General features: G+C 61.3%; 15 protein-coding genes. 7 read left to right on the top strand and 8 right to left on the bottom strand.

Annotated features, from left to right (window positions below; translation table 11 throughout):
• Positions 1–180: 180 nt before the first annotated feature.
• From GSQ92_RS01985 to GSQ92_RS01955, 7 genes are read right to left on the bottom strand one after another with little or no spacing between them, the layout of a single operon-like run.
• The gene (locus tag GSQ92_RS01985) at positions 181–645 is read right to left on the bottom strand and encodes an SRPBCC family protein (RefSeq protein ID WP_158804162.1); all 465 of its coding nucleotides are present in this window, start codon (positions 643–645) and stop codon (positions 181–183) included.
• Positions 646–662: 17 nt separating this feature from the next.
• The gene (locus GSQ92_RS01980) at positions 663–1,322 is read right to left on the bottom strand and encodes a glutathione S-transferase family protein (protein WP_216850291.1); all 660 of its coding nucleotides are present in this window, start codon (positions 1,320–1,322) and stop codon (positions 663–665) included.
• A complete protein-coding gene (locus tag GSQ92_RS01975) occupies positions 1,319–1,831 on the bottom strand; it encodes a VOC family protein (RefSeq protein ID WP_254065749.1) in 513 nt (170 codons plus the stop codon). Before GSQ92_RS01975 ends, GSQ92_RS01980 begins: the two co-directional genes overlap by 4 nt.
• Before the next feature lie 11 nt (positions 1,832–1,842).
• Positions 1,843–2,559 carry a DUF1428 domain-containing protein gene (locus GSQ92_RS30725; RefSeq protein WP_158804163.1) on the bottom strand — a complete coding sequence of 239 codons (717 nt, stop codon included), beginning with the start codon at positions 2,557–2,559 and terminating at the stop codon, positions 1,843–1,845.
• Positions 2,560–2,591: 32 nt separating this feature from the next.
• Positions 2,592–3,239 carry a glutathione S-transferase family protein gene (locus GSQ92_RS01965; RefSeq protein ID WP_158804164.1) on the bottom strand — a complete coding sequence of 216 codons (648 nt, stop codon included), beginning with the start codon at positions 3,237–3,239 and terminating at the stop codon, positions 2,592–2,594.
• 54 nt (positions 3,240–3,293) lie between these two features.
• Positions 3,294–3,749: an SRPBCC domain-containing protein gene (locus GSQ92_RS01960; protein ID WP_159012904.1), complete on the bottom strand. Its 456-nt coding sequence runs from the start codon at positions 3,747–3,749 to the stop codon at positions 3,294–3,296.
• Positions 3,746–4,105 carry a helix-turn-helix transcriptional regulator gene (locus GSQ92_RS01955; protein WP_254066540.1) on the bottom strand — a complete coding sequence of 120 codons (360 nt, stop codon included), beginning with the start codon at positions 4,103–4,105 and terminating at the stop codon, positions 3,746–3,748. Before GSQ92_RS01955 ends, GSQ92_RS01960 begins: the two co-directional genes overlap by 4 nt.
• A 234-nt stretch (positions 4,106–4,339) precedes the next feature.
• On the opposite strand from GSQ92_RS01955, the gene GSQ92_RS01950 reads away from it, so the two are divergent.
• Together GSQ92_RS01950 and GSQ92_RS01945 are read left to right on the top strand one after the other, a co-directional pair.
• Entirely contained in the window at positions 4,340–5,290 is a 951-nt protein-coding gene (locus GSQ92_RS01950; protein WP_254066539.1) for a DMT family transporter, read from the top strand.
• 214 nt (positions 5,291–5,504) lie between these two features.
• Positions 5,505–6,134 (top strand): VOC family protein, encoded by a 630-nt coding sequence (locus tag GSQ92_RS01945; protein WP_158804167.1) that lies wholly within the window; start codon positions 5,505–5,507, stop codon positions 6,132–6,134.
• Between the two features lie 57 nt (positions 6,135–6,191).
• Here GSQ92_RS01945 and GSQ92_RS01940 read toward each other — a convergent pair whose 3' ends face one another.
• Positions 6,192–6,815, bottom strand: coding sequence for a CGNR zinc finger domain-containing protein (locus GSQ92_RS01940; RefSeq protein ID WP_159012903.1), 624 nt, complete (start codon positions 6,813–6,815; stop codon positions 6,192–6,194).
• Between the two features lie 170 nt (positions 6,816–6,985).
• On the opposite strand from GSQ92_RS01940, the gene GSQ92_RS01935 reads away from it, so the two are divergent.
• From GSQ92_RS01935 to GSQ92_RS01915, 5 genes are all read left to right on the top strand, one after another.
• Complete coding sequence (locus GSQ92_RS01935) at positions 6,986–7,690, top strand: alpha/beta fold hydrolase (protein ID WP_159012902.1); 705 nt, start codon at positions 6,986–6,988, stop codon at positions 7,688–7,690.
• A gap of 92 nt (positions 7,691–7,782) precedes the next feature.
• Positions 7,783–8,628, top strand: a complete 846-nt coding sequence (locus GSQ92_RS01930) for an alpha/beta fold hydrolase (protein WP_158804170.1) — start codon at positions 7,783–7,785, stop codon at positions 8,626–8,628.
• Between the two features lie 40 nt (positions 8,629–8,668).
• Positions 8,669–9,439, top strand: coding sequence for an SDR family oxidoreductase (locus tag GSQ92_RS01925; protein WP_159012901.1), 771 nt, complete (start codon positions 8,669–8,671; stop codon positions 9,437–9,439).
• Positions 9,440–9,532: 93 nt separating this feature from the next.
• On the top strand, positions 9,533–10,930 hold the full coding sequence (locus tag GSQ92_RS01920; protein WP_158804172.1) for an NAD(P)/FAD-dependent oxidoreductase: 1,398 nt from the start codon (positions 9,533–9,535) through the stop codon (positions 10,928–10,930).
• A 233-nt stretch (positions 10,931–11,163) separates the two neighbouring features.
• Positions 11,164–13,449 carry a lipopolysaccharide assembly protein LapB gene (locus GSQ92_RS01915; protein ID WP_158804173.1) on the top strand — a complete coding sequence of 762 codons (2,286 nt, stop codon included), beginning with the start codon at positions 11,164–11,166 and terminating at the stop codon, positions 13,447–13,449.
• Positions 13,450–13,464: the final 15 nt, after the last annotated feature.

Here is a 13,464-nt window from a genome sequence, read left to right as displayed (position 1 = left end):
GACGACTTAGTATTAAACCGTGACCAAAAGTTCCGTCATGGCACGCGAAGGCGTGCGGGGCACCCCGTGCCATCCACGCCTCACCTACGTCACGCAGGCTAAAGCGTGGATGCTCGGCCTTCGCCGAGCATGACGTTGTGGAATTAGCGCGGTTCACCAATGACATCCGGCTCTAATTCGTCAGCGTGCCGGCGGCTTTGTCTCGGCTAATGCGGCGAGTTGCTCCGCGACAAGGGTCCAGCCCTGCTCGAAGCCCATCGCCTTGTGCTGCTCGTAGCTTTCCTTGGTCCAGTGGCGCGCGCTGCCGGTGTAGCGGGTCTTTCCGCCCTCATCGGCGAACTCCATGGTGCCGACCATGAACGGACCATGCGGATGCCAGCCCGCCGTGAACGCATCCGTGAAGACGAAGCGCTTGCCGGGAGAGACCTCGAGGAACACGCCCTCATGCTGCATCTCCTCGCCATTCGGCCCGCGCATCACCATGGCGGAGCGGCCTCCCGCGCGCCAATCCTGCTCGACGATCTCGACCGTCCAAGGCTTGGGGCACCACCATTCCGGCATACGTTCGGTGGCGATTTTCCACACGGTACCGACGGGCGCGTCGATCAGGCGGCTCACGGAGAGTTCGAGGTTCTCGGTGGTCATGATTGTTCTCCTCAGTCTCAGTCACGATCGGGCGCGCCGAGGGGGAAGTATGGCCGGAAAGGCCGAGCATCATCGATGCAGCGGGCAAACGAGGGGCGCGCGAGCAGACGTGCGCGGTAGGCTTTGAGCGTGCTGCAATTATCTGCAATCGGATGCGTCCAGTCGGCGTAGAACAAGGAAGGCGCGGCGGCGGCGTCGGCCAGCGTGAAAGCATCACCGGCGGCCCACTCGCGCCCGGCAAGCGTCTCGTCAAGCCAGGCATAGATCGTATCGAGTGCCTGTCGGGCCTCCGTGACGCCGTGAGGATCGCGGACGTCTTCAGGGCGACGCGCGTTGAAGACGATTGTCTGCGTTGGACCCATCACATGACTGTCGAATACGCGATCGAGCATCCGTACCGGCATGGCGGCCTTCGCGTCCGCCGGGATCAACGGCACCCGGCCGGGGTGAAATGCCGCGAGATGTTCGATGATCGCGCTGGTTTCGAAGACTGTCGCCTCACCATCGATGAGGAGTGGAAACCTCGCGACCGGCCAGCGCCGCGTCAGCTCGGCCATGTTTTCCGGATGATCCGGATCGAGGATTCGAAACTCGAACGGCGTATCGTTCTCGTACAGCGCGATGAGTGCTTTCATCGTATAGGACGAGAAGGGGTGGCCGAAAAGTTGCAGGCTCACGAGGCAGACGCTCCCGTCTTCGCGCGCTCGATGGCGGCGATATCGATTTTCCTCATGCCCATCATCGCGTCCATGGCGCGCTTCGCCGCCGCCTTGTCAGGATCGGTCATGGCCTTGAGCAGCGCTCGGGGCACGATTTGCCAGGACAGACCGAACTTGTCCTTGCACCAGCCGCATTGCGATTCTTCGCCGCCGTTTTCGACGATCGCGTTCCAGTAGCGGTCGGTTTCTTCCTGACTGTCCGTATAGACCTGAAAACTGACCGCCCAATCGAACTTGACCTGCGGGCCTCCGTTGAGCCCGACGAATGGCATACCGAGCACGGTAAACTCGACGGTTAACTCGTTCCCCTGCTTGCCATCAGGGTAGTCCGATGGCGCCGCAAGGCTAGCGTTTACCGAGCTGTCGGGGAATGTCGCGGCGTAAAACTCGGCTGCCTTGCGCGCCTCGCCATGATTGAACCACAAGCAGGGCGCGATCTTTCTTTGGGTCATGTCGAAACTCGCCATGACGGCTCTCCCTATGCGTGAGCGGTGTCGAGGATCGGCGTGAAGCCGCCGAAGATCGCGAGCTGGCCGTTCCACGCGGGGGGGATTTCGCGCATACGGGGGTCTTGCATCAGTGCGCCCATGCCCGCGTCACGTGTCGGTTTGTCGGGCCATTCTATCCAGCCAAATACGACCGTCTCACCATCCTTCGCCTGTACTGCGCGCTTGAAGTCCGTCACCTTGCCCGCGGGAACATCGATGCCCCAGCCATCAACCAGGCGCAGCGCGCCTTTCTCGTGAAACAACTCGGCAGCCTTAGTCACTTGGGCGACGAAGCCCTGGCGATTGCCATCTGGAACACTCGCGACCATGCCATCGACGTAGCCGAACTCGCCGCCGTCACCACTGTCGAAAGTCGCCTCGAACCCAGCATAAATCATCCGCTGGCCATCAAACGGCATCGGACCGGCCGGACGCATGCGCTCATCGGCCATCATTTTCGCGGCGGCGGCGTCGCATGTCGGTTTGTCGGGCCACAAGACCCAGGCAAGCACCACCGTCTCATCATCCTTCGCCTGGACAGCTTTCTTGAAGTCGGTGACTTTGCCGTCCATCACGTCGTTGCCCCAGCATTCGACGGTACGCAACGCGCCAAGTTCTGCGAAGACCGGCGCCACCTTCCCCGACATTGCGAGATAGGCATCCCTGTTCTTTGTTGGGACGGGGACCACGAATCCCTGGAAATACATTTTTGTTGCTCTCCCTTTATGCTTCAGCGAATTCAGGCGGGAACTGGCACGTCGAAGGTTGCCATGTGATCGGCCATCGCTTTCCTGTGGGCCGGCCGGCTTTCTCCGCGTGTGACATACGCGGAGAGCTTCGGGAAGCTGGCAAGTTCCGGGGTGCCGCGTAGCGCGCCCAACACGGAGATCATCATCAGGTCACCGACCGTGAACTCGATCCCATCCAGCCAAAGCCTGTCGCCGAGCGCCGCCTCCAGATCGGCGAGCCGTGTCTTCAGATCATCGGCTACCTTATGGTGGCGTGCCTTGGACCAATCGTGATCCGCCTCGAAGAAATCATTGGTTGCGAGCGCCATGACGTAGGGCTCGACGGAGTTAAGCGCCGCCGCCACCCATTGCAGCGCGCGCATGCGCGCGGCGGGTTCCACGGGGATCAGCTTGCCGGCGCATTCGGCGATACGCAACACGATCGCGCCAGACTCGAAGATCGCGACATCATCGTCCCGATAGGTCGGCACCTGGCCGAAGGGCTGAAACCGGCGATGCTCAGGGCATTTCGAATCGGTGATCAAGTCGACCTCGTAAGGCTGACCGACTTCCTCGAAGGCCCAGCGCGGGCGCATGTCGCGAACATAACCGCGCGCGAATTCAGGGACCCAGGCAAAGGTAGTAATGGTAGGGTTCATGTCACTGTCTCGGTGTTTGTCTTGACGCTGAGGGGAGCCGTTCGGCCGGCGATCTCAGGTTTCAGGACCCCCGCTCGCCGCGAAATGCCGCACCAGCTTGTCGATTGCGCCGTTCCAGCCATCCTCGTGGCTGGCCCGCGACGCCTCGGTCTGCAGGCGCGAATGGGTGAAGGTAAGTTCGGAGCCAGTATCGACCGGGCGCAGGTCGATTTCGACGCGCGATTCTTGGCCCGCTTCATCGGGCTCGCCCTCGTGAATCCAGCGCCAGGTCATGACCAGGCGGCTGGGTTTGACGACTTCGATATATTCGCCGCTGCTCTCATGCTCGCTGCCGTCCAGCATCCGGAACCGCACGCGAAAGCGGCCGCCGACGCGGACATCGGTTTCGGCAAGCAGGACGGGACCTTCGTCCGGTCCCCACCAGAGGGCAATGCCATCGGGTGTCGTCAAAGCATCGAAAACGATCGAGGGGCGGGCCGCTATCCGGCGCACCAGGGTCAGGCTCGTCATGTCTTGTTCTCCTCAGTCTTATCCGGTCTGGCTTTTGCTTTTGCCTCCTCGGCCTCGGCATAGGCGGCGAGGCGGTCGAGGCTTGCCGACCAGAAGCGTTCATACCGGCGCAGCCAGTTCATCGCCTCCTCCATGGGTTTCGGCGCGAGGCGCACAGCGACGGTGCGTCCCGTCTTTGTTCTCGTTATGAGCCCCGCCGTTCCTAGCACGTCGAGATGCTTCATCACCGCCGGCAGCTTGATCGCGAAGGGGCGCGCGAGCTCGCCGATGGACAGGCTCTCCTCCCGTTCAAGCCGTGCCAGGATCGCCCGGCGCGTGGGATCTACCAGAGCGGCGAAAGTGCGGTCGAGCTGCATCTCTTGAAACTTCACCATGTGGTGAAGTGATGCGGACGAATGGCGGCCCTGTCAAGATCTGAAAAACGGAAGGGTTATCGGCTCCAATGATGTTTGTGGTTCCGAAATAGGAACGAACGGCTTAGCCTCGGGCGGCATTTCTTCGTTCGCCTTTCGGTATCGAAGCAAGAAGCGGAGTGCGGCTCCTCAGCGGACCAGCTCAATATGCTCAACCGTGCTTGAGAGGACCGCGAAATGCCGGATCGCGACTTGGGAACAGGAATGCCACCCACAATGGGAAATCGCGAATGGGCATTGTTATTCGTCCTGGCGATGATCTGGGGGAGTTCTTTTTTCTTCTACAAAATATTGGTCGAGACGCTGCCGCCGCTGACGGTGGTACTCGCGCGCGTCGGCATCGCGGCTGTGATCATGAATTTGTGGCTCATACTTCGCCGCGATTTCATGCCAGCCTCGCCTAGACTATGGCTGTCTTTCACCGTTATGGGGATTCTCAACAACGTCATTCCCTTTACGCTCATCGCTTTTGGCGAAACACGCGTAACCAGTGGTATCGCCTCAATCCTGAATGCGACAACTCCGTTGTTCACCATCCTGCTCGCCCATTGGCTAACAGCGAACGAGAAGCTGACACCCGCCAAGGGAGGCGGCATTCTACTAGGCTCCGCCGGCGTTGCGGTACTTGTCGGGCCGGATGCTTTGTCGAGCCTGGGACACACCAATCTCGTGGGGCAACTTGCCTGCCTGCTTGGCGCCATATCCTACGCCTTTGCCGGTATCTTTGGTCGCCGGTTCAAAGGTCTGGCGCCCTTGAAGGTGGCAACGGGGCAGATCACCGGGAGTTCCCTCGTGTTGATCCCGCTGGTGGCGCTGGTCGACCAACCGTGGCGGCTGCCTATGCCGATGGCCGCCTCATGGGGAGCAATGGCTGGAATCGCTGTGCTCTGCACGGTGGTGGCCTACGCAATTTATTTCCAAATACTGAGCGCGGCCGGGGCGACCAATTTGTTGCTTGTGACTTTCCTGTTGCCCGTCACCGCCTTGTTGCTTGGGTGGCTGGCGCTGGACGAGCCCGTTGGACTTCGCACGCTGGGCGGCATGGCGTTGATCGGCATCGGTTTGGCTATCGTGGATGGGCGGCTCCTGCGGTTGCTGCTGGGACGACGCGTCGGAGCCGTGGTCTGATGACCTGCGATCCGCCATTCCCCGTCTGCGGGACTAAAGACTTACGAGAGGGACTCTGTGGCAGGCTTCAACAAAGGCCGCGGGCTCAGCTCTCGGCATAGCTGACGATCTTAAGTAACATTTAACAAGCGATTTGCCCGCGTTTGCGCGAATATCTTTCCAAGCATAGACGGGTGTCGCTATCTTGCAGACGCCCAAACGTGAGGAGCTGGGCATGAGCATCACTGACAATCAGGGCGAAGCTGCAGTCGAGACCCCAAGAGCACGGAAGATCGACTTGAAGCTCGAGGCCATCGCGACCGTCGTCGCGGACGTCGACCGCACCAAGCGCTTCTACAGCGACTTAGGTTGGAGGCTCGACGCCGATATCGCGGGTGAGGGGTTCCGGGTTCTCCAGTTCACACCGCCGGGCTCGCCCTGTTCGGCCATCTTCGGCTCAGGAATTACGGCGGCCAACTATCTGATCGTGTCGGACATCGAGGCAGCACGCGCCGAACTCGCCGGTAGCGGTGTCGATATCAGTGAAGTCTATCACTATGCGGCGGACGGACGCCGCGTCAGCGGCCCCGATCCGGAGCGGCGCAGCTACGCCTCCTGGGCCTCGTTCAGCGATCCGGACGGCACCGGCTGGTCGCTGCAGGAGATCACCCAACGCTTGCCCGGACGCGTGGAAACAGGCGACACAACTTTCACGTCATCGCCTGAACTCGCGGCCGCGCTACGGCGTGCGGCGGCAGCGCATGGCGAACACGAGAAACGGACCGGCCAGCACGACGACAACTGGCCAGATTGGTACGCCGAATACATCGTCCGCGAGCAGAGTGGCCGCGAACTGCCCAGATGAGAAAAGGTTCCCCATAGCGCCGCTGAGCGGCGATGAGCAGCGCATCAAGCGGCCGAGCTAATGTTGATGCGCTTTCAACCGCTGTCGGTGCGCTGCTTGCTTCGCACGATTGCCGCATAGCGCCATGCTGCACCACCGTCGCGTGTAGCCCCGAGTATGGTCGGCGAACAACAGCGTGCAGGCTGGGCCCTCGCATGCCTTCACATGTGAAAAATCCTGCGAGCAGACGAGCCCCGCAAGCGCTTCTCCGATAGGCAGCAAAAGCGCATTGGGGTTACGCCACCGGCGAATGGTTCGAAGCTCGAAAGCCCCTTGGGCAGTCGGCGGCCGAACGATCCGGCTGAAGGTCTCATCACGTTCGAGGAGACCGTTCAGCGGCCCCAGCTCCTCGAGCGCCTCGACCGTCAATGGGTTACCCTTATGCTGACGCACGAAGCCTCTGAACCATTCCCGCAGGCTCCGCGCCTGATCCGCGACCCGGTCGAGTTCGCCGGGCAGGGCGTTCGTTCTCATGTCCCGGAGCACATCACGCGGCACCAACTGGCCTTGTTCGAGCCAGCTCAGAAACCCCTCGCCGTCATCGATCCAGTCCACCGCGGTATCGACCGGTGTCGCGATTGAATTCAGGAAATCCAGCCCAGGAGAGTCGCCGACGAAAATGGCGGGAGGCCGAGCCTCCATGATAAATCCCTCTGCTAAAGTGAGCGTTCTATGCGCCGACCAGCCATCAAAAACACTAACAAAGACTAACCTCTTCAGGGCCACTTGACAAGTTACCTCCACTTCAGTAACCCTCTCACTGTCATTAAGATGGTTACGGGCCTTCCGGTCCCCTTCGAAGGAGAGCAAGAATGTCCTCGAATGATGTCAGTGTTGTGCTCGTCCATGGTGCCTGGGCCGACGGATCGAGCTGGGCGAAAATAATCAGACCATTGGCGGCCGATAGTATCGCGGTAAGCGCGGCACCTTTGCCGCTGACCTCGTTCCAAGACGATGTCGCAGCTCTCGATCGCGCGCTGGAGCGCGTCCAGGGGCCGGTTGTCCTCACCGGCCACGCCTATGCTGGCGCCGTAATCGGCGCCACGCGCAGCGAAAAGGTGAGGGGGCTTGTCTATGTCGCAGCCTTGGCTCCTGACGAAGGCGAGACCGTTGCGGACGTGTTCTACCGAACCGATCCGCATCCTCTTGCCCCAAAGCTCGCGCCTGACGAACACGGTCTCATCTATCTGCCCGATACAGCTTTCGGCGCTGCTTTCGCGCAAAACGCGACGGCGGAGGAATTGGCGGTGCTTGCGGCCGTCCAGCGGCCGATATCTCCCGCCTGCATCACCGTCGCCGTAAAACGGCCGCTGTGGAAGGATCGGCCGAGCTGGTTCCTGGTGGCCGAACAGGATCGCATGATCGTTCAGGCTACTCAGCGCTTCATGGCCGAGCGTATGAAGGCCCGTTCGCATTCGCATGCTGTCGATCACATGCCAATCGTGACCGCGCCAGCGGTCGTGCTGGACGTGCTCCGCGACGCGATTGCAACGGTTCGCGCGAGTAACCGCGAATGACTCAAAGCGAGCAATGAACCGCCCTAGCCGATCTCACTGCTAACCCCTTGATGTATATTCGCTAGGTTAGCGTGAGGCAAAAGGAAAATGTTATGACCGCCATCACCTATCGTACTGCCGATGTGGACAGCTCCAAGATTTTCTACCGCGAGGCGGGCGCGCCGGGCGCGCCGAAGCTGCTGCTGCTGCACGGCTTCCCTAGCGCGGGCCACATGTTCCGCGACCTCATTCCGCTCCTTGCCGACCGCTTCCACATTATTGCTCCCGATCTGCCGGGCTTCGGAAACTCCACCATGCCGGGCCGCGGCTGCACCTTCGATCGGATCGCGGAGACGATCGACCGCTTTACCGAGGTCGTCGGCTTCGACCGCTACGCCGTCTATGTGTTCGACTATGGCGCGCCGACCGGTTTTCGACTCGCTGTCCGGCACCCGGACCGCATCACTGCGATCATCTCACAGAATGGAAATGCCTATGAGGAAGGGCTCAGCGACGGCTGGAACCCGATCCGGGCCTATTGGCAGGACGCCTCAGCGGCCAACCGCGAGGCCTTGCGCGCCTTCCTGAAGCCCGAGGCGGTTCTCTGGCAGTATACCCACGGCGTCCCCGACACGACGCGCGTCTCTCCAGACGGCTATTCCCTCGACAACTTCTATCTAGCCCGGCCCGGCGCGGATGAGGTGCAACTCGACCTGTTCGGCGATTACAAGAGCAACGTCGCGCTCTATCCGACCTTTCAAACTTATTTCCGGACGCACAAGCCGCCCTTTCTGGCGGTGTGGGGGAAACACGATCCATTCTTCCTGCCGCCGGGCGCCGAGGCGTTCAAGCGCGACATGCCAGATGCTGTCGTACGGTTCTTCGACACTGGGCACTTCGCGCTGGAAACCCACGCTGTGGAAATCGCGGCGGCAATCCGCGAGTTTTTCGATCGGTGATTTAGTACCCTTTAGTCGCCCTTAAAGAAGGAGACCAGGAATGTCCAAGTCGGTTGCCATCGTCACAGGGGCCAGCCAGGGCATCGGCCGTGCCACCGCGATCCGCCTTGCGCGCGACTTCTCGGCTGTCGTTCTGGTTGCGCGGAATCTCGACAAGCTGGAGGAGACAGCGAGTGCCGCCAGGGCGGCTGACGCGGAGACGCTCGTGGTCGATGCGGATCTGGCCGAGCCTCATGCCGCGCAGAGCATTGTAGAGCAGACGCTGGCCGCCTTTGGCCGCATCGACGCTCTGATCAACATCGCGGGCGCGGTGCCGCAAATCGATTTGTTCGAGATGACCGATGCGCAGTGGGACGCTGGACTCGCCCTGAAACTTCACGGCGCCCGGCGACTCACTATTGCGGCTTGGCCCTCCCTGAAAGCGGCGAAGGGTTCGGTGGTGCTGATGTCCGGCAATTCGGCGTTGTTCCCGAAGGCGCCTTACGCCGCCGTCGGCACGATCAATGCCGCAATTGTCGCCTTGGCGAAGGCCTTCTCTGATCGCGGCATCTCCGACAGCGTGCAAGTCAATAGCGTCCTCCCTGGCCCCGTGATGACCGATCGGCGGCGTTCCTATCTCGAGCACTGGGCGCCTGTGCACGACATGACGGTTGAGGAGGCGACAGAGAACTTTCCGAAGGAGGCAGGCATCGCCCGCTATGGTGAGCCGGAGGAGATTGCCGAATTGATGGCTTTCCTGGTGTCGCGCGCCGCGCGCTGGATGACCGGCTCGACGCTGCGCATGGATGGCGGCGAGGTCAAGTCGATCTGATCGAGGCGCGGCAGATCCGATCCATCGTTTCCGGCAGCGACATAAGCGCCGGACCGTTTAGGCCTTACTGGGGTCAGAAGAGAGGAAATAGCCATGTCTCAGCCTGAAACGTTTGACGTCGTCATCATTGGAAGCGGCCAAGGCGGCAAGCACCTTGCCTGGCATCTGGGACAGTCCGGCAAAAGAGTTGCGGTCGTCGAGCGCCGATGGGTCGGCGGCTCTTGCCCCGCCGTAGCATGCCTGCCGTCCAAGAACGAAATTTGGAGCGCGCACGTAGCCCATATGGTTCGGAATGCGGCGAAGTTCGGCACCATTGCAGAAACGGTGAGAACCGACATGGCGACCGTGCGCGGCCGCAAGCAGGACATGGTGGAGCGCGAAATCCGTGCCCATCTTGATCTTTACAGACAAACAGGTGCCGAACTCATCATGGGAAGCGGCCGGTTTGTCGGCCCGAAGACGATCGAGGTCGCGCTCAACGAGGGCGGCTCGCGCGTGCTTGTCGGAACCGAGGTCGTTGTCAATCTCGGCTCGCACGCCGCCATGCCCGATATTCCCGGACTGAAGGAGGCTAACGCGCTCACTCACATCGAGGCGCTCGAACTCGATGAGGTACCGTCGCATCTAATCGTGCTTGGCGGTGGCTATGTCGGTATCGAAATGGCGCAAGCGTATCGCCGATTTGGCAGCCGCGTGACGGTCATCGAGCCTGGTGCGCAACTTATGAGCCGCGAGGACCCCGATCTGGCTGAAGAGGTCAGCAGAATCCTCAAGGAAGAGGGAATCGACATCCTCCTGAACGCTCACCCTATTCGTGTGGATGGCCACAGCGGCGCATCCGTCAGCGTAAAGACGGAGACGAAATCCGAAGAACGGAGCATCGAAGGCAGCCATCTATTGGTCGCGACGGGGCGGGTGCCCAATACGGCGAATGTTGGTCTCGATATCGCCGGAATCGCTTTGACTGCGCGGGGTCTCATTCAGGTTGATGAAGGGCTACGGACGACGGCGCACGGCGTCTGGGCCATCGGCGAATCCGCCGGCAGCCCGCAATTCACGCATGTTTCGGTCGATGATTTCCGCATCGTGCGGGACAATATGGCCGGTGGGAATCGCAGGACCGACGATCGGCTTATTCCTTATGTCATGTTCACGGAGCCGCCGCTTGCGCGTGTCGGTTTGTCGGAAAGTGAAGCACGCGCACGAGGCATCCCTGTTCGCGTGGCAACCCTGCCGATGCGCCGAGTCCTGCGGACACTCGCGACCGACCAGGTCGAGGGATACATGAAGGCGCTTGTGGCGGCTGATGACGATCGGATTCTAGGTTTCGCCATGATCGGTGCCGAGGCTGGTGAGGTAATGGCGGCAGTTCAGACGGCGATACTTGCTGAACTCCCCTACACGAAGCTACGCGATGCCGTCATTACCCATCTCACCTTTGCCGAAGGCTTGGGGCCGTTGCTCGAGAATGTTCCGGCACGGTCCATTTAATCAACTGACATCGCTTGGCGTCGTCTTCCTGAAGCCGGCGTCGACAAGGCGCCTCGTGGTCCGGGACATGAGTAGACAACCGGCGCGCAAGTTGGCGCCAGCTTCGACGGGCGTGACTCTTTCAATGTCTCGGCGCGAACCCCATGGATTTAGGCTGATCCAGACGCTCTTGTGTCGTAACGATCCGAATAGTAAACGACTTGGAGTGTCATTGTCGCAATGGAGCACTCCCGATGAGTTCCGCGAAAAAGGACCTGCGGGACCAACCGCGTCCAATACTTGATACACCGTCTCCCTCCGTCAAACGCGGAAAAATCGCCACAGCGCGCTTCATCGCCGAGACGGCTCATGCCGTCGCAATCTATCAGCCGGGAGAAGGCGATGTCCTATACATCACTTTCAACTCGGAGAATGAGCGGGCCAAGGGCCTAGGCTTCTCGGGGGATCGCTTGCTGAGGCGCCTCGGGCGGCCCGCTATTGGGATCATGTCGACAGTCGCCAATTGGTATCCCAAAACGGCAATGGCCAGCATCCTGGCGGCGGCTCAAGCGGTCATCGGCGAAGGCGAGTTTAGCCATGTGATCTGCTTCGGCCATGGCATGGGCGGCTACGGCGCTCTGCGCTTCGCGGCCGAGCTGCAGGCCGAGGTGGCAATCGCCTTCTCGCCGATCACGACGATCGACCCGGGACAAACCTCGGTGCCGAACAAATTCTGGCCGAGGATTGATCCCAGTTTTCGAAGCGGAATGCCGCTGGAGCCGCGGCATATCGCGCAGCGCAACTACGTCATCTACGACCAGCATTCCCATCATGACCGCTGGCATGCGAACCGGCTGGCAGCATTTCCCGCGATGGAACGCGTTCTCTTCCCAATGATCGGGCACGAAACGCTCGCCGCATTCGGCGAGGAGGACGATGTGATGGGCGTCATTGACGCGCTTATGGCGGGTGAGCCGAAGCGCGCGCGGCGCTGCATCAGAGGTGCGCGCAACCGGTCCGCGAGCTATCACGAGCGTCTTTCGGAAGTACTCGCCGGGCGCGGCCTCGCCGAGGCGGCGGCGAAGACCGCCCTTTTCGCGGCGGAGCTACAACCTGAGGCTCACCGAATTCTGGCCAACTATGCGCAGAAACTAAGAGCGGCGGGGCGTCAGTGGGAAGCGGTCGAATACCTTCTCGTCTCTGCGCCGCTGTTGTCGCGGCGGCCGGGGGTTCAGCGCAAGCTTTTCCAAGAATTGCTGCGCGCCAAGGAAGCCGAGATCGCGCGCGATCTCATGGCGCGCGCACGAGAGGTTCCGGGACTGCTCCTGCTCACGCCTGTCAGCATTGCCGCGGTGCTGGTCGCGACCAACGCAAAGAACGAGGCGAGGGGGCTGCTCGATACCATCACGCCTCAGGCGACGGATGATGCCGCTGATCTGGATTTCCTCGCGGATGGGTTGGTGGGCAGCGGCGAAGCGGCGGCGGCAATCGCCTTCCTGGAGTGCCGGAAGAGCCAAGCCCCAACTGACCTTGGGGTCCGCATCCGATTGGCCCGCGCGCGGAGACAGGCGGGCTTCCGGGTGGAGGCGAAAATGGAGGCGGAGGAGGCCGATAGCCTCGATCTGCAATGGGCCGGCGACATTCGCGCCCTCATGACTCTGCATCGGGAACTTGGCGCCCACCATCGCATCGAGGCGCTCGCCGAGCGAATATTAAAGACACGTCCAGAGATTTTCGAGGTGCGGCAGGAGTTAATCGAGAGTCATCTCAAGAATCGCAATCTAGTCTCGGTGCGCAACCATCTTGAAGCGACGCTGCGACACGCGATGGACGATGCCAACCAACTCGCCGCCGTGAGCCATCACTACACCCGGGTCGCCCGCATCTATGAGAGCTTGTGCAAGACCAAGAAGGGCACGCCGAAGCCACTGGTCGCTGATCGGGTTTCCGCCCTGGCGCCGGCTGAACGCGCCGTCGCGCTCGATCCGACAAGCGTCGGGAACCGCATCATGCTTGCGACGGCAGAGGTTGGGCTGGTGCTGATGAAGCGGGCACGCGCCACACTCGATGTCACTCTGAGGACCTTGGAGCCGACGGAGTCATCGCAATGGCTCAGACTCGCCGAACTGCTGCGCGACACCAAGCAGATCAAGGCCTCGCTTGAGGTTGCCCGACGAGCGCCCATGGCCGCCGGATGGACGAATGCTTCACGCGTCACGCTGGGCAGGCTCCTCGTCGAGATTGGTGAGCTAGAGGAAGCCAAGGACGTCCTGAAACCAGTCGATGCATCGACTCTGCGCGTCGATTGGCTGCGCTTCTTGGCTGAGGATTTGGTCAAGGTTTCGGAGACACGTCTGGCGCTGGTGGCGACTGAGCAATACCTGAAGCTGGACCCCGGCGATCCGGCGATGACGAAACAGCTGGGGTGGCTCAGGTTGCTTGCCAAAACCACCGAGCCACCGCCGCTGCCGGTCACGCCTACGGCCCGGAGATCCCGGGGATTTTTCGACAGGCTGTTTGGCGGGGTACGGACGTCGTGATCGAGCGCCTAGACG

This window comes from Acidisoma sp. S159 (assembly GCF_009766125.1).
Taxonomy (GTDB): domain Bacteria; phylum Pseudomonadota; class Alphaproteobacteria; order Acetobacterales; family Acetobacteraceae; genus Acidisoma.
Note: the sequence above shows the minus strand (reverse complement) of the source record. Positions and strands in the feature narration are given on the sequence as shown.